This window comes from Pseudomonas sp. PS01300 (assembly GCF_029960155.1).
GTDB lineage: Bacteria > Pseudomonadota > Gammaproteobacteria > Pseudomonadales > Pseudomonadaceae > Aquipseudomonas > Aquipseudomonas palmensis.
This window is the reverse complement of record NZ_JASCPN010000018.1, coordinates 67380-83897: the sequence shown is the minus strand read 5'-3', so window position 1 is coordinate 83897 and position 16518 is coordinate 67380. Positions and strand designations below refer to the sequence as shown.

The window sequence follows — 16518 nt, the reverse complement described above, 5'->3', positions numbered from 1 at the left end:
GCACCTCCAGCCTGACCTGAAACGTCCAACTCGTTGATATTCAAGGAGTTTTTCGTTCCGACTGCGCCGGAAGTGGGGCGAATTATAGAGAGATTAAATCGTGCGTCAAGGGCTAATTTGAAACTTTCGTCACCGATACACGCTTGCGTCCTCCCACACGGGGAATGCGCCTCTCTATAGAAGGCACTCTCAGCAGCATCAACAACCCACCGATGACCGCGTACACCGTCCATTCCTTGAGGTCTGCCCGCACTATCCACAGAAAATGCAGCAGCCCCAGACCCAGGATCACGTAAACAAGCCGGTGCAGCTTCTTCCACCGCGCGCCCAAGCGGCGCTGGCTGTAGCGGTTGGAGGTCACCGCCAGTGCCAGCAGCCCGACAAGCGCCAAACTCCCAACAATGATGTAAGGGCGCTTGCGCAACTCGACGCCCAACTGCCCCCAGTCCAACCCGAGGATAAAGAACAGGTAGGCACACAAGTGCATCAGCACATAGGCAAAGCACCACAGGCCGAGCTGCCGGCGCACCACGATCCAGCCAGACCAGCCTGTCAGCTTCTGCAACGGCGTCATGCAAAGCGTTACCAGCAGCATGACCAGAGCACCCTGCCCCATCCTGTCCACCAGCACCTTGCCCGGATCGGGGCCCAGCGCATCGAGCACAGCCTGGGCCAGCCAGTACAGCGGCCAAACACAAGCCAACAGAAAGGCCGCGAAACGAAACAGTGGATAGCGCATCAGTAGTTCTTCCGCAGGTCCAGGCCGCTATATAAAGAAGCCACTTCGTCCGCATAGCCGTTGAACATCTGCGTATCGCGAACGTTGGGGCTGAACAGGCCGCTGGGCAGCCTGCGCTCACGGGCCTGGGTCCAGCGCGGGTGGTCCACCGTGGGGTTCACGTTGGCATAGAACCCGTACTCTTCAGGCGCGATGTTCTGCCAGGTGGTGCGCGGCTGCTGCTCGACCAGGCTGATACGCACGATGGACTTGATGCTCTTGAACCCATACTTCCACGGCACCACCAGGCGCAGCGGCGCACCGTTCTGGTTGGGCAGTTCGCGGCCATACATGCCCACCGCCAGGATGGCCAGCGGGTTCATCGCCTCATCCAGTCGCAGCCCTTCCACATAGGGCCAGTCGATCAGGGCGAAGCCCGAACGCTGCCCGGGCATGTGCTTTGGATCCTGCAGGGTTTCGAAGCGGATGTAACGGGCCTTGGAGGTCGGTTCCACCTGCTTGAGCAATGCCGAAATCGGAAACCCCAACCAGGGGATCACCATCGACCAGGCCTCCACACAACGCAGCCGGTAGATGCGCTCTTGCAACTGATAAGGCTTCATGAAGTCTTCGAGCGCATAGCGGCCCGGCTTACCGACCTCGCCATCCACCACCACCGTCCATGGCGAAGTCGGCAGCGCACCCGCGTTGGCAACAGGGTCGCCCTTGTCGGTACCGAACTCGTAGAAGTTGTTGTAGTGCGTGGCATCCTTGAACGGCGTGATCGCTTCACCCTTGACCGTTACCGCCTGCCATTGGGTGCCCGGCAGTTTTTCGGCAAACCAGTTGGGGGCAGCACCGGCGTCGACGTCCGCATACTGCGAAACCTCGGCGGCAGCGGCCCAGCGCGGCAAGCTGCCGACCGCCAATGCAGCCGCAGTGCCACCCAGCAGAGCGCGTCGGGAGAGATAGAGGGACTCAGGCGTGATATCCGATTCTTTGCAGTCGGAAGGCCGGGACAGCTTGATAAGCATAAAGACTCCGTAGAACCGGTGAGCTGATGCACCAGTAGACTACGGAGCCTTGGGGAAATTACATCACTGCTCGGTGGTTTTCTTGCGACGCGAACGCAACAGGTACTGGATAGGACCCGACGCGGCATACGCGAGGAAAATCAGCAGCAGAATGCGTGGCGGATCGCTGAACACCACCGCGAACACCAGCACCACCACAAGGATCGCCACAAACGGCACCCGCCCCTTGAGGTCCAGCTCCTTGAAGCTGTTGTACTTGATGTTGCTGACCATCAGCATGCCGGCAGCCGCCACCAGCAGCGCCACCAGGAACGAGAGCTTGGAACCCTGGATGCCATAGTCGCTGAACGCCCAGACCGTACCCGCAACCACGCCGGCTGCCGCCGGGCTGGCCAGGCCGATGAAGTAGCGCTTGTCGGCCTTGCCGACCTGGGTATTGAAGCGTGCCAGGCGCAATGCCGCACCCGCCACATAGATGAAGGCAACCATCCAGCCGACCTTGCCCATGTCACCCAGCGCCCAGCCGAAGGCCAGCAACGCCGGGGCCACGCCAAAGGCGACCATGTCGGACAACGAGTCGTACTCGGCGCCGAAGGCGCTCTGGGTGTTGGTCATGCGGGCAACACGCCCGTCCAGACCATCGAGCACCATGGCGACGAAGATCGCGATGGCGGCGAAAGCGAAGTACTTGCTCGCTTCGCGCGGATCACCGGCACTCAGGGCGCTCTGCGCACTCATGGAGTTGATGATCGAATAGAAACCGGCGAACAGGTTCGCAGTGGTGAACAGGTTGGGCAGCAGATAGATGCCGCGATGCCGTACCTTGCGTCCTTCGGCGTCATGCCCTTCTTCAACATGCTCATCGATCGGTAGCAGGCTTTCGGCGTCAGAGGCCTTGTTCGGCTCTTCGGGACGTTCGCTCATGGACATTACCTTGCAACGGTTTGGAAAGTTTCGACAGACGTCTGCGACGAGGGTTCGCCGGCAAACGATGAAGCTTTATACCAGAAGCTGACTGCCTAAACGAAAAAACGCGGCCGAAGCCGCGTTTTCATCGCATCAGATCAAGATCAGTTCTTGGCCTTGTCGACGATTTTGTTCGCTGCGATCCAAGGCATCATCGAGCGCAGTTGCTCGCCGATGACTTCGATACCGTGGGCAGCGTTGTTGCGACGCTTGGCGGTCATCGAAGGATAGCCGGTAGCGCCTTCGCTGATGAACATCTTGGCGTATTCGCCGTCCTGAATGCGTTTCAGGGCATTGCGCATGGCCTGACGGGATTCGGCGTTGATGACTTCAGGGCCGGTCACGTACTCGCCGTATTCGGCGTTGTTGGAGATCGAGTAGTTCATGTTGGCGATACCGCCTTCGTACATGAGGTCAACGATCAGCTTCAGTTCGTGCAGGCACTCGAAGTAGGCCATTTCTGGCGCGTAGCCCGCTTCAACCAGGGTTTCGAAGCCGGCCTTGACCAGCTCGACGGTACCGCCGCACAGAACGGCCTGCTCGCCGAACAGGTCGGTTTCGGTCTCGTCCTTGAAGGTGGTTTCGATGATGCCGGTACGGCCGCCACCAACGCCTGCGGCGTAGGACAGGGCAACGTTCTTGGCATTGCCGGAAGCGTCCTGGTAGATGGCGATCAGGTCAGGGATACCGCCGCCTTTCACGAACTCGGAACGTACGGTGTGACCAGGCGCTTTTGGCGCGATCATGATCACGTCCAGGTCAGCACGTGGAACGACCTGGTTGTAGTGGATAGCGAAACCGTGGGAGAAGGCCAGGGTGGCGCCCTTCTTGATGTTCGGCTCGACTTCGTTCTTGTACAGCTGCGACTGGAACTCGTCCGGGGTCAGGATCATGACCAGGTCGGCACCGGCAACAGCGCTTGCCACGTCAGCCACTTTCAGGCCGTGGGCTTCGGCTTTGGCAACGGTGGCCGAACCTTTACGCAGACCGACAGTGACATCCACACCGGAGTCTTTCAGGTTGCACGCTTGAGCGTGGCCCTGGGAACCGTAACCGATGATGGCAACTTTCTTGCCCTGGATGATCGAAAGGTCGCAGTCTTTGTCGTAGAAAACTTTCATGAAAATACCCCTGGTTATCTCGGCCCTTTCAGGCCATTCGCTAATTTTTTGAGTTAGATGCTGAGCACTTTGTCGCCACGGGCAATGCCGGTGACACCACTGCGTACTGTTTCGAGAATGGACGCGGTACCAATCGACTGGATGAAGCTGTCCAGCTTGTCGCTGGTGCCCGACAGCTGCACGGTATAGACCGTGCTGCTGACGTCGACGATCTGCCCACGATAGATATCGGTGGTGCGCTTGATCTCGGCACGCTGCGCACCCGTGGCCTTGATCTTGACCAGCATCAGTTCACGCTCGATGTGCGCGCTTTCCGACAGGTCGACCAGCTTGACCACTTCAACCAGCTTGTTCAGGTTCTTGGTGATCTGCTCGATCACCTCGTCATGACCAACCGTGGTCAACGTCAGGCGCGACAGGGTCGGGTCTTCGGTCGGGGCGACGGTCAGGCTTTCGATGTTGTAGTTGCGCTGCGAGAACAGGCCGACCACACGGGACAAGGCACCTGGTTCGTTTTCCAACAGCAGGGAAATAATGTGCCGCATGATTAGGTCCGCTCCGTCTTGCTCAGCCACATATCGCGCATCGAGCCGTCTTTGATCTGCATCGGGTAGACGTGCTCGCTGTTGTCGACCTGGATATCGATGAACACCAACCGGTCTTTCATGGCGAAGGCTTCCTCGAGCTTGGGCTTGAGGTCCTTCAGGTCGGTGATGCGGATACCCACGTGACCATAGGCTTCGGCCAGCTTGACGAAGTCAGGCAGCGATTCCATGTAGGAGTGCGAGTGACGGCTGTTGTAGGCCATGTCCTGCCATTGGCGAACCATGCCCAACACGCCATTGTTCAGGTTGACGATCTTTACCGGCAGGTCGTACTGCAGGCAGGTAGAGAGCTCCTGAATGTTCATCTGGATGCTGCCCTCGCCGGTGACGCAGGCAACGTCCTGATCCGGGAAGTTCAGCTTGACGCCCATGGCCGCCGGGAAACCGAAGCCCATGGTTCCCAGGCCACCAGAGTTGATCCAGCGGTTCGGCTTGTTGAAGCGGTAGTACTGCGCCGCGAACATCTGGTGCTGACCCACGTCGGAGGTGACGAACGCATCCCCCTTGGTGACTTCGCACAGGGTTTCGATCACGGTCTGCGGCTTGATGACGCTGCCATCGCCCTTGTTGTACGGGAACATGATGCCGTCGCCACGCCATTCGGCAATCTGCTTCCACCAGGCATCCATCGCCGCCTGATCAGGCTTCTCGCCGATTTCGCGCAAGGTGGCGAGCATTTCGCTCAACACGCTCTCGACCGGGCCGACGATAGGCACATCGGCCTTGATGGTCTTGGAGATCGATGCCGGGTCGATGTCGATGTGGATGACCTTGGCATTCGGGCAGAACCGCGCCGGGCCGTTGACCACACGGTCGTCGAAACGCGCACCGACGGCCAGGATCACGTCGGCATGGTGCATCGCCAGGTTGGCCGTGTAGCTGCCGTGCATGCCGAGCATGCCCAGGAACTGACGGTCGGTGCCCGGATAGCCACCCAGCCCCATGAGGGTATTGGTGACCGGCAGGTTGAGCAGTTGCGCGACCTCGGTCAACGCAGCCGAGCCACCACCGAGGATCACGCCACCGCCGGAGTAGACGATCGGGCGCTTGGCGGCCAGCAGCATCTCGGCGGCCTTGCGGATCTGACCCGAGTGCCCGCGAACGGCCGGGCTGTAGGAGCGCAGCTTGACCTTTTTCGGGTAGACGTACTCGAACTTCTCGGCCGGGTTGGTCATGTCTTTCGGAATATCGACGACAACCGGGCCAGGACGACCGGATTCAGCCAGGTAGAAGGCTTTTTTCAGGATTTCAGGAATTTCCGAGGCATGTTTGATCATGAAGCTGTGCTTCACGATCGGCCGCGAGATACCGATCATGTCGGTTTCCTGGAAGGCATCGGTACCGACCATGGTGCTGGGCACCTGACCGGAGAGGATGACCATCGGGATGGAGTCCATGTACGCCGTGGCAATACCGGTGATGGCATTGGTGGCACCCGGACCGGAAGTCACCAGTACCACGCCGGCCTTGCCGGTGGCACGGGCATAGCCGTCGGCCATGTGGGTTGCCGCCTGCTCGTGGCGAACCAGGATGTGGCTTACTTCCGGTTCCTTGAACAGGGCATCGTATACATGCAGGAGAGCACCGCCAGGGTACCCGTAGATGTGCTTAACGCCTTCGTCACGCAAAAAGCGGACGACCATTTCAGCGCCAGATAAAAGCTCCACGTTGTTCACCTCTAAAACGCCAGAATACCGTCCAGGCAGGACGGGTCTTAATAGGTTTACTGCCAAGCAGAGCATGAGCGACGAAATCGCCGACTACGTCAGCACTGACTGAGCAAGTATTGGGAGCGCCCCAAAGTGTTGCGGGGTTTTCCCACCCAGCGCGAGGTAACGCGTTGCGGGGTGTAACAGGTCGGCGCGGGTGTGCGCCTCATGATCTGCTTAGCGGGTCTGCTTCTGGCAGTCCCTCTACAGCGGAAACTGGATTCTTCTGATTCTGCGCCTGCAAGTCAAGAAAAATTATTGCCAATTTTTCCAAATGACGATCCGCAGCCACCACGAATTACAAAGACAGCAGCAGAAAAACAAACTTCAGAAACAAAAAGAGCCACAATCTGCGGCTCTTAGGGTGAAAATAGGGAAATTCAGGCAGAAGCACTGATCAATTGGTCAAACTCTGCTAATAGACGACGCAACTCGCGACTTTCTTGCGGCCGATCCACGTACACCGTTTCAGCCATCACCAGGATGCCCGAGGCACTGGGCAGCGGCGCACCGCTTTCGAGTATCTGTTTCATCTTCGGCAGAAAGATCCACTGCAGCCACTGATCGAAGTTCATGGCGTCGACGGCGAACGGCGTGGTGCTGGCCAGGGCTTGCGCACTGGGCGCCTCGGCGGACCACCAGCCCTGCCTGTGCAGCTCGTGCTCTATCAGCAGCAGGTGGTCTGCAATCGCCAGAATGCGCGCCTCCATTACAGGCTGACCTTGGCTTTCTGGCGAGCCAGCGCGGCGCCGGCGGCGTCACCCTGCTTGTCGCGCGCCTGGGCGATGATGTCCCACAGGCCGGCCTGCAGATCGGGGCGACCGTTGGCGTAGGTCAGGGCACGGCGCGCCAGCTGTTCGGACTGCGCCGCATCGCCCTGGGCCAGTCGCACCTGGGCCAGACGGTAGAGTACCTGCGGTTCACGCGGGGCAATGCGCTGGGCACGCTCAAGGCTGGACGAGGCGCCGTTGAGATCGCCGCCGGTCTGCTGCGTCTGCGCCGTGGTCAACAGCGCCAGCACCGGGCCATCGAGCTGTTCGTCAGCCGAGAGGCCGCCGCTGCCGGTGTTCGAACTGGGGATGCCGGTGGGTGCGCTCGGTGCGCTGTAGCCACCGCTGCTGGTGCTCGGGAACGGCGCCGAATTCTGCGGGCCTGGGGTAATCGGCCCGGTGTCGATCGACGCTGGCCCGGTAGGCGCCGCAAAGGTCTGGATCGGCTCGGAGCCGGCGCCCTGGGGCACCATCACCGTCACCCCGGAATCCTGCGGCATCGCCTGCGCCTGGCGAGTACCGGTGTTCACGGCAGCGCCGGCACGGTTGGCCGACACTCGCTCGCTGTTGGAAACCCGCGTCCCTGAATCCACTACGGGGATCGAGCCACGCTGCACGCTGGCGCAACCTGTAAGCAAAGCCAGTGCCGTCAAGGCAGGAAACAACCACTTGTTCACGTCACACCCTCTTTGCTGTGCTTTGGCTTAATTCATCCAGCCCTTGACCCAGTCCATCACGGACTCGGCAGGTGCCTGCTCGCCGCCACAGGCGGCGCCGGCCACTGGCTCACTGCCGCGAATATACGGCATCTGTACCGCGCCCGGGCAGCTGGCATCGGAACCTTGGCCGGTATGCGGATCGACCCAGGCCTGCACCACGTTGTCAGGCTGTGGCATGTCCAGCGGTAGCGGGTCGGCCTTGCGCATGAAGCTGGTCCAGACCTGCAACGCGCCGGTGGCGCCGGTGAACGGTGTCTTGCCGTTGTCATCGCGACCCAGCCACACCACTGCCAGCAGGTCCTGGCTGAACCCTGCGAACCAGCTGTCACGCGAATCGTTGCTGGTACCGGTCTTGCCGGCCAGGTTCAACGAACTGGGCAATACACTGTAAACCGAGCGTCCGGTACCTTCACGCATCACCCGCTGCATGGCGTTCTGCACCAGATAGATGGACCCCGGGTCGAACGTCTGCTGGATCTGGAACGGGTAGCGCTTGAGCGGCTCGCCCTCGGCGGTCAGCACGCTGCGGATGCCTCGCATCGGCGTGTTGAAGCCGCCATTGGCCAGGGTCTGGTACATGGTCGCAACCTGCACCGGCGACATGCCCCCGGCACCCAGCAGCATCGACGGGAAGGCCGGCCAGTCGACGTTGACACCCAGGCGGCCAATGGTCTTGAGCACGTTGGGCACGCCCACTTCCAGGCCAAGCTTGGCGGTCGACAGGTTGTAGGAATTGGCCAGCCCCTGGTACAGGAAGATCGTGCCATGGGCGCGCCGGTCGTAGTTCTGCGGCTTCCACACCTGGCCGTCGGCGCCCTTCACCGAGAAGGGTTCATCCTGCACCCAGCTGGTGAGGGTGAACTGGCTCGGTTTTTCCAGCGCGGTCAGGTACACCGCCGGCTTGACCAGCGAGCCGATGGGACGCACGGCGTCGATTGCACGGTTGAAACCGGCAAACCCGGCCTGGCGGCTGCCGATCAGTGCCTGCACCTCCCCGGTTTCCGGGTTGGTCACCACCATCGCCGCCTCGACTTCGTCCGCCCCCTTGCGCCCGCTGAGGCGCTTGAAGGTTTCGTTCATCGCCGCTTCGGACTTCATCTGCAGGATCGGGTCGAAGCTGGTGAAGATACGCAGCCCCTCCTCGGTCAAGTCTTCGTCACGGTAGTCCTGGCGCAACTGGCGCTTGACCAGATCGAGGAAGCCGGGGAACGAGCTGTCCGCCAGGCTGCCGCGCTTGGTCACACCCAGTGGCATTTTCTTCGCGGCCTCGACCGCTTCGGGGGTCGCCACGCCCTGCTCGGCCAGCAGGTCGAGCACCAGGTTGCGACGCGTCAGCGCGCGTTCCGGGGAACGACGCGGGTTGTAGTAGGACGGCCCCTTGACCATGCCCACCAGCAGCGCCACCTGGTGCAGCTTGAGCTCGGACAGCGGCTGGCTGAAGAAGAACTGACTGGCCAGGCCGAAACCGTGCACCGCACGCTGGCCATCCTGGCCCACGAACACCTCGTTGAGGTACGCCTCGAGGATGTCGCGCTTGCTGTAGTGGGCTTCGAGCAGCAGCGCCATCATCGCTTCGTTGAGCTTGCGGCTGAGGCTGCGCTCGTTGGTCAGGTAGAAGTTCTTGACCAACTGCTGGGTCAGGGTACTGCCGCCCTGGCGCATGGCGCCGGACGAGGTGTTGACCCAGATGGCCCGCGCAATCGACTTGGGCGACACTCCGAAGTGGTGGTAGAAGTCACGGTCTTCCACCGCCACCAGGGTTTCGAGCAGATAGGGCGGCGCCTGATCGAGCTTGATCAGGATGCGGTCTTCAAGGTTCTTCGGGTAGATGCCGCCGATCAGCAGCGGCTCCAGGCGCACCACGTCGAGCTTCGACCCATTGGTACCGCTCAGGCCGGCAACGTAGTCGCCAGAGAAGCGCACGCGCACGCCCTGGGCTTTTTCCATGCCTTCATAGAACTGGAAGCCGCGGGTATTGAGGTCGATGGTGTTGCCGTTGACCGAGGCCGCGCCCGGGCCGTTGGCCACGCTTTCGCGGCGATAGCCCAGGGCATCGAGCTCGATCAGGAAGTCGTTCTTGCTCAGCTTCTGCCCGACGAACAGCTCGAGCGGGCGCGCGTAGACCTTGGCCGGGATGGTCCAGCGTTTGCCGGAGAATTTCTCCTGGACCACGGCATCGAGATAAACCGCAAAGCCGGCCAGCACCACAAGGCCGACCAGGCTGAGCTTGAGGGCCCAGCCCAACCAGGCGCGCGCGCGACCAGAAGGGCGTTTTTTAGAGGTACGGGAAGATCGGGTACGAGTCATGGCGGCGGATTATACGCACTTTATGGCTTGTCGACAGACGCCCTCCGGCGGTTTGCAGCGGCCCCGCTTGCCGCCATAATGGTCGATTCGAATCTCCCACGACCCAGAAGGATCGACCGTGAGCCAAGCCTTGATCGCCGCCCTGCAAAACCCGGCCCTGTTTGCGCACCCTGTAAAGGAATTCCAGGTCATCGAGACGCACATTTCCTGGGTGCTGCTCACGGGCGAATACGCCTACAAGATCAAGAAACCGATGAACTTCGGCTTCCTGGACTTCACCGAGCTGTCGGGTCGCGCGCATTTCTGCGCCGAAGAACTGCGCCTCAACCAGCGCCTGACCGACGACCTGTACCTGGAAGTACTGCCCATCACCGGCAGCGTCGAGGCCCCGCAGCTGGGAGGTGACGGCGCGCCGATCGAGTACGCGCTGAAAATGCGCCAGTTCCCCCAGAACCAGATGCTCAGCACGCTGCAGGCCAATGGCGAACTGACCGCTGCGCATATCGACCAGATGGCCCGCCAGATCGCCCAGTTCCACCTGGCCGCACCGAAAGTGGCTGTCGAACACCCGCTGGGCACGCCCGACAGCGTGATGGCTCCGGTTGAACAGAACTTCGAACAGATTCGCCCGTTCCTCAGCGACAAGGCCGACCTGGTGCAGCTCGATGCGCTGCAGGCCTGGGCGCGCAGCAGCTTCGACCGACTGCACGGCCTGTTCGAAGCGCGCAAGGCCGAAGGTTTCATACGCGAGTGCCATGGCGATATCCACCTGGGCAACGCCACACTGATCGACGGCAAGGTGGTGATTTTCGATTGCATCGAATTCAACGAACCCTTCCGCCTGACCGATGTGTACGCCGATACGGCGTTCCTGGCCATGGACCTGGAAGACCGCGGCCTCAAGTCGCTGGCGCGGCGCTTCATCAGCCAGTACCTGGAAATCACCGGCGATTACGCCGGCCTCGAACTGCTGAACTTCTACAAGGCCTACCGTGCGCTGGTGCGGGCCAAGGTCGCGCTGTTCAGCATGCCGGCCGACGCCGATGGCGTACAACGGGCCACCACCCTGCGTCAGTACCGCAACTACGCCAACCTGGCCGAGAGCTACAGCGCCATCCCGTCGCGCCTGCTGGCCATCACCCACGGTGTGTCGGCCGTTGGCAAAAGCCATGTCGCCATGCGCATGGTCGAAGCACTAGGTGCCATTCGCCTGCGCTCGGACGTTGAACGCAAGCGCCTGTTCGGCGAGCAGGCCGAGCAGGCCGCCGGTCAGCTGCAACAAGGCATCTACGCCGATGACGCCAGCCAGAAGACCTACCAGCACCTGCATCAGCTGGCCGGAACAATCCTGCGCGCGGGGTTCCCGGTGGTGATCGATGCCACCTACCTCAAGCAGGCACAGCGCCAGGCCGCCGCCGACGTTGCCAGCGAAACCGGCGTTCCCTTCCTGATCCTCGACTGCAATGCACCGGACGCCGTGATCGCCAGCTGGCTGGCACAGCGCCAGGCCGACCAGAACGACCCGTCCGACGCCACTCTGGAAGTGGTCGCCGCCCAGCAAGCCAGTCGCGACCCGCTGACAGGCGAAGAGCTGCTCAAGGCCAGGCGCGTGGAAACCAACGAAAGCGGCAGCCTGGATGAACTGGTCAAGCAGATTCGCCAGCGCCTGCCCGGCCTTTAAAACGGCGAGGGCGTGAAGCAGTCCACACTTCACGCCTCTATCTCGGGCGCCTCCGCACAGTGGCACTATAATGCCATCATCAGGCCACACAAGGAGGCGCCCTCATGAACCAGCCACGCCAGCTCGACAGCGCGCTATACGCTCTGGTGCACAAGGAACACATCGCGGAATTCAATCGTGAGAAGCCCAGGAACGCCATTGTCGACTTCAAGGACGGTGACTTTCGAGGGCTGGACCTGCGCAAGCTGGACACCGAGGGCATCGATTTCAGTGGCGCCTACTTTCGCGCCTCCGACCTGCGTGGGCTGGACCTGCGCGAGAACTGCCTCGAAGGTGCCAGCCTGGCCCACGCGCAGATCTCCGGCACCTACTTCCCCGCAGAACTGAGTGCCGACGAGATTCTGATGTCGGTCAATTTCGGCACCCGCCTGCGTTACCGCACCCGCTGAAAGCATCTGCCTACAGCCACCACCTGCCAATGCCGGCGGTGGCTGCAGGCCCCGCCGTGCACCGCCCATGGCAAAACGCCGCGTATTTTCCAACTGCCGCTACACTCCTTCTTGACCTGCCCACGAATCAATCTCCAGGACCCGTTCAGCCGTCGCAAGGAGGCTTGATGAACGATGAACTTCAGCATCTGAAAAATCTTGGCAAGACGTCGGCGCAGTGGCTGCATGCGGTGGGCATCCACAGTCTCTCGGACCTTCGTCGGCTGGGCGCGGTGAACGCCTACCACGCGGTACGCAGCCGCGGCTTTCGTGCCTCGAAGGTGCTGCTCTACGCGATAGAAGGCGCGCTGCTGGATGTGCACTGGAACGACATCCCCGTTGAACGCAAGGATGCGCTGAACAAACAGCTGGATGCCAAGGCGCCCTGCAAAAATAATTGAAATAAGCAGAATGAAAGGATTGACTTCGAAATGAGAATCGTTATGATTATCACAACTGGTCGCGAGACTGGTTGGATATTCTGAAAGACCTTGGTTCGGACTCTCAGATTATCTCCTCATCAGGCTAATCACGGTTATTGACCCGGCACTTTGCCGGGTCTTTTTTTGCCTGGGATTTGAGTTGCCTGTCATGGCCTATGCACTGGCAAGCCAGCGAAAAGGGCCACCACACATTCACAGCCTGTATCACCCGCCCTTGCGCAGGCTCGCACAGTAATCCTGCTCGGCCACGCCAGCGGTAAACCACACGTAATCGGCCATGCCTGCGTCCACCTTTTCCCCCACCTGCGCCAGCATCAGCACGCTGGTGCCCTGCTCTACCCCCAGGTCCAGCAGATGCAAGGGCACGCCCAGGTCGTTGCGCACGTGATAGGCCCCCGCCAACAGCAGGGCCGGCGTCGGCGCCTGCATCAGGCGCTGGGCGATTCGCCGGTCACGCTGCTGCTGTACCGCCAGCATGGCCGGCATCTGCGATTCAGGCAGCAGCCCGCAATGCCCTTCACGTACCTGGTCGAGCAAGGCCTGGGTAACCGCAGCGGTCGTAGCGTGCTGCCCCTCCAACTTCGGTACCTGGCGGTAGATATCCCGCACCTCGGCGCGATCAAGGTTCGCCGCCAGCAACGGATAGGGCTGCCCCAGCGCATGGCGCACGATCGGGCCATACAGGGCCCAATCCCAACCTGATTGCCAGTGCAGCGCCGACACCAGGTCGACCGGTAGCGTGGGCTGCTGCTTGAGTGCATCCACCCGCGCCTGCTGCGCCGGCTCCAGCATCTCCAACAGCAGGCTGCCCTGCGGCCGTTGCTGCTCCAGCGCGCGTAACAACCACAACTGCAAGGCATGGTGATCGGGGTTGTCGTGCTGCTCCCCCACCAGCACCCGCGGTGCCGCAGCCAGGCGCCGGGCCAGTTGCTCCGGTGTCAGCAACCGGCCTGTGCTCAACTCGCGGATCTGCCCCAGCTCGGCATGATCGCGCCCCTGCGGACCTTGCCACTGCGGCAGTGGCGCCAACGCTGCGCCGGACTGGCAAGCGCTCAGTCCCAACGCCAGCAGCAACAGGGTGCCAAACAGCAACGTGCGAGGCATGGGCGAGCTCCTAGCGGGCGATGATGAGCGGGTGCCCCCGCTCGGGGTGAGGTTGAACCAGTACTTCAAGGCCGAACACGGCGCGCAGCGCTTCGGGCCGAAGCACCTGTTCAGGGGTATCCAGCGCGTGCGGGCAGCCACGTTCGAGCAGCAGGATGCGGTCACAATAGCGCGCCGCCAGGTTCAGGTCATGCAGGATCACCAGTACCGCCGCACCACGGTCGGCAAAGGCTCTGACCGCCTGCAACGTGGTGTGCTGATGCAGGGGGTCGAGCATGGACGTCGGCTCGTCGAGCAACAGCGTGCAGCCGTCGCCCCCTGGCCAGAGCTGCGCCAGCACCCGCGCCAGGTGCACTCGCTGACGCTCGCCCCCCGACAGCGCCAGGTAGCTGCGCCCCACCAGGTGCCCGGCATCCGCCGCCTCCAGTGCCTCGACCACGATTGCCTGGTCGCGCACCTGACCAGTGCGGTGGGGCAGTCGCCCCATGGCCACCACCTCCTCGACACGAAACGCAAAGCCCAGGCTTGAAGTCTGCGGCAGTACCGCCAGGCGTTGTGCCCGCTCATGCCCGCTCCAGTCGCCCAACGCACGCTCATCCAGCAGCACACGGCCATGATGGGCAGGCAATTCGCCGCACAACGCTGCGAGCAAGGTGCTCTTGCCAGCACCATTGGGGCCCAGCACACCCAGCACCTGCCCCGGCTCGATGCCCAGGGTGATGCCATCGAGCACCCGGGTCTGCCCGCGCACCACCTGCAGGTTCTCCACCCGTAGCATCAGGCACGCCCCCGTAGCAGCAGAAAAAGGAAGAAGGGGGCACCGATAAATGCAGTGACGATGCCAATCGGCAGCTCTGCCGGCGCCAGTGCCAGCCGCGCAATCAGGTCGGCGAACAGCAGCAGCGACGCTCCGGCCAGCAGCGACGCCGGCAGCAACACGCGATGGTCGGGGCCGGACAACAGTCGCACCATGTGCGGCACCACCAGCCCGACAAAACCGATCAACCCCGCCGCCGCTACCGCCGCCCCCACGCCCAGCGCGGTGCAGAACACCAGTTCGCGCTTGAGTGTTTCGACCTCGATACCCAGGTGGCGCGCCTCCGACTCACCCAGCAGCAGGGCATTGAGCGCCTCGGCCCGGCGTGGCAGCCACCAGGCCACTACCACCGCCACCAGCAACAGCGGCCACAGGCGCGGGTAGCTTGCGCCATTGAGACTGCCCAGGTTCCAGAACGTCAGCGTACGCAGCGTGGCGTCGTCGGCAAGATAAGTGAACAGCCCCACCACCGAGGCGGCCAGGGCGGTCAGGGCGATGCCCGCCAGCAGCATGGTGGCGACACTGGTCTGACCGTCACGCCGGCCCAACCGGTAGACCAGCGCCGTCACGCCCAGCCCGCCGAGAAATGCGAAGATCGACAACAGATAGGGCGCGAACACCTCGGGCACGCCCCCCAGCCAGTTGCCGCCCACAATCGCCACCGCCGCCCCGAGTGCAGCACCGCTGGACACCCCGACCAGGCCGGGGTCGGCCAGCGGGTTGCGAAACAGGCCCTGCATCGCCACGCCGGAAATCGCCAACACCGCGCCGACCACCAGCCCGAGCAAGGTGCGCGGCAGACGAATCTGGCCCAGGATCAGTTCGGCCTGCTCCAGCCCCTGGGCCTGAATCGGCACGCCTATCAGGCGCAGCCCGGCTCGCAGGGTGTCGAGCAACGGCAGGCTGACCGGCCCCAGTGCCAATGACAGCCACACCGCCAACAGGCACAGCAGGCTCAGGCCGATGAACAGAGCACGCGGTGGTACCAGTCGATTCATGGGGCCAGTTGCGCCTTGGCCGCCGGGTAGAAGGCTTGCGCCAGCGCTTGCAGGCTGGCCGGCTGACGCGGCCCGAGGCCGCCCACCAGCAAGGTCGGGTCAAGTTCGACCAGACGCTTGTCCCGTGCTGCGCGAGAGGCCGCCAGCGCCGGGTTTTCCTTGAGCAGGGCCTGCAGCGCCGCCTCGCCCGACAGGCTGCGATCGGCAAATACCAGCACCTGGGGGTTCAGCGCCGCCAGCGCCTCGACCGAGAAGTTCTTGTAGCCGTCATTGTCGGCCAGGTTGCGCCCGCCGGCCTGGCGAATCATCCAGTCGCCTGCGGTCCCCTTGCCCGCGATCATCGGCTTGGCACCGCCATGCCCCACCAGCAGAATCACGCCAGGGGCCGCCTGACTGCCCTGCACTGCCTTGATTCGTGCCGCCAGCCCGTCAAGCTGCTGCCGGTACTCGCCGAACAGGCGCTCTGCCTGTGCCTCGTCGCCCATCAGGCGGCCCAGTTGCCGGAGGTTGCCATGCACGGCCTGCAGCTCGGGCGTGCTCGAAAACAGCTCCACCTTCACCCCGGCCCCCCGGAGCTGCTTGAGCACCTCTGGCGGGCCCATCTCCTCGGTGCCCACCAGCAGGTCCGGGCGCAAGCTGAGCACCCCTTCGGCCGACAGCTGACGCTGGTAGCCGATGCTGGGCAGCGCCTTGAGGCTCGCCGGGTGCTGGCTGGTGGTGTCGACGCCCACCAGCCGCGACTCGCCGCCCAGCGCCACCACCCACTCGCTCAGCGCACCGCCGGCACTGACCCAGCGGGCGGCCAGGGGTTCGGCCTGGGCCGCCGAGTTGAAAACAAGCCCGATACACAGGGCGATCAGGCTGGCACGTCGGCGCATAGCAAGGCTTCCTTAGATGAAGGCGGACCGTTGTCCAGGTGGATAACGGTTGGGCAGTGCCCGTACTCGCGGTATAAAGACGCCGGGCACGGCCATTGCGGGCAATTTGATAATTATTTGCATTTGGACGTCAAGCCGACTCTCGTTTCTTCAAGTGAAC

General features: G+C 62.6%; 16 protein-coding genes. 3 read left to right on the top strand and 13 right to left on the bottom strand.

The features are described 5' to 3' along the window. Positions 1-112: 112 nt before the first annotated feature. The 9 genes from msrQ to mrcB all read right to left on the bottom strand — a co-directional run bounded on the left by msrQ (position 113) and on the right by mrcB (position 9949). Positions 113-739 carry a protein-methionine-sulfoxide reductase heme-binding subunit MsrQ gene (gene msrQ / locus QMX96_RS11940; protein WP_104571935.1) on the bottom strand — a complete coding sequence of 209 codons (627 nt, stop codon included), beginning with the start codon at positions 737-739 and terminating at the stop codon, positions 113-115. Next, on the bottom strand, positions 739-1752 hold the full coding sequence (gene msrP / locus QMX96_RS11935) for a protein-methionine-sulfoxide reductase catalytic subunit MsrP (protein ID WP_282361835.1): 1014 nt from the start codon (positions 1750-1752) through the stop codon (positions 739-741). The genes msrQ and msrP overlap by 1 nt, the downstream gene beginning before the upstream one ends. 63 nt (positions 1753-1815) lie before the next feature. Further along, the gene (pssA, locus tag QMX96_RS11930; protein WP_043863786.1) at positions 1816-2676 is read right to left on the bottom strand and encodes a CDP-diacylglycerol--serine O-phosphatidyltransferase; all 861 of its coding nucleotides are present in this window, start codon (positions 2674-2676) and stop codon (positions 1816-1818) included. Between the two features lie 146 nt (positions 2677-2822). Beyond that, on the bottom strand, positions 2823-3839 hold the full coding sequence (ilvC, locus tag QMX96_RS11925) for a ketol-acid reductoisomerase (protein WP_043863787.1): 1017 nt from the start codon (positions 3837-3839) through the stop codon (positions 2823-2825). Positions 3840-3892: 53 nt separating this feature from the next. Next, complete coding sequence (ilvN, locus tag QMX96_RS11920; protein ID WP_043863788.1) at positions 3893-4384, bottom strand: acetolactate synthase small subunit; 492 nt, start codon at positions 4382-4384, stop codon at positions 3893-3895. 2 nt (positions 4385-4386) lie between these two features. Next, positions 4387-6111: an acetolactate synthase 3 large subunit gene (locus tag QMX96_RS11915; RefSeq protein WP_043863936.1), complete on the bottom strand. Its 1725-nt coding sequence runs from the start codon at positions 6109-6111 to the stop codon at positions 4387-4389. 422 nt (positions 6112-6533) lie between these two features. After that, complete coding sequence (locus tag QMX96_RS11910) at positions 6534-6863, bottom strand: YqcC family protein (RefSeq protein WP_054916523.1); 330 nt, start codon at positions 6861-6863, stop codon at positions 6534-6536. Further along, positions 6863-7600 (bottom strand): hypothetical protein, encoded by a 738-nt coding sequence (locus QMX96_RS11905; protein ID WP_054916524.1) that lies wholly within the window; start codon positions 7598-7600, stop codon positions 6863-6865. The genes QMX96_RS11910 and QMX96_RS11905 overlap by 1 nt, the downstream gene beginning before the upstream one ends. Before the next feature lie 27 nt (positions 7601-7627). Beyond that, positions 7628-9949 carry a penicillin-binding protein 1B gene (gene mrcB, locus QMX96_RS11900; RefSeq protein ID WP_054916525.1) on the bottom strand — a complete coding sequence of 774 codons (2322 nt, stop codon included), beginning with the start codon at positions 9947-9949 and terminating at the stop codon, positions 7628-7630. Positions 9950-10067: 118 nt separating this feature from the next. Between mrcB and QMX96_RS11895 the strand changes: the two genes are divergently transcribed. The 3 genes from QMX96_RS11895 (at position 10068) to QMX96_RS11885 (ending at position 12519) form a co-directional block, all read left to right on the top strand. Next, a complete protein-coding gene (locus tag QMX96_RS11895; protein WP_282361834.1) occupies positions 10068-11630 on the top strand; it encodes a bifunctional aminoglycoside phosphotransferase/ATP-binding protein in 1563 nt (520 codons plus the stop codon). 104 nt (positions 11631-11734) lie between these two features. Continuing rightward, entirely contained in the window at positions 11735-12079 is a 345-nt protein-coding gene (locus QMX96_RS11890) for a pentapeptide repeat-containing protein (protein WP_043863793.1), read from the top strand. Positions 12080-12246: 167 nt separating this feature from the next. Beyond that, positions 12247-12519, top strand: coding sequence for a TfoX/Sxy family protein (locus tag QMX96_RS11885; protein ID WP_043863794.1), 273 nt, complete (start codon positions 12247-12249; stop codon positions 12517-12519). A 246-nt stretch (positions 12520-12765) separates the two neighbouring features. Here the strand turns inward: QMX96_RS11885 and QMX96_RS11880 are convergent, their stop codons facing one another. The 4 genes from QMX96_RS11880 to QMX96_RS11865 are packed head-to-tail and all read right to left on the bottom strand — an operon-like array spanning position 12766 to position 16358. Continuing rightward, entirely contained in the window at positions 12766-13665 is a 900-nt protein-coding gene (locus QMX96_RS11880; protein ID WP_282361833.1) for a ChaN family lipoprotein, read from the bottom strand. A gap of 10 nt (positions 13666-13675) precedes the next feature. After that, complete coding sequence (locus QMX96_RS11875) at positions 13676-14443, bottom strand: heme ABC transporter ATP-binding protein (RefSeq protein WP_043863796.1); 768 nt, start codon at positions 14441-14443, stop codon at positions 13676-13678. Beyond that, positions 14443-15426 (bottom strand): iron ABC transporter permease, encoded by a 984-nt coding sequence (locus tag QMX96_RS11870; protein ID WP_196932677.1) that lies wholly within the window; start codon positions 15424-15426, stop codon positions 14443-14445. The genes QMX96_RS11875 and QMX96_RS11870 overlap by 1 nt, the downstream gene beginning before the upstream one ends. A gap of 50 nt (positions 15427-15476) precedes the next feature. Further along, a complete protein-coding gene (locus QMX96_RS11865; protein ID WP_054916529.1) occupies positions 15477-16358 on the bottom strand; it encodes an ABC transporter substrate-binding protein in 882 nt (293 codons plus the stop codon). Between the last annotated feature and the right edge of the window lie 160 nt (positions 16359-16518).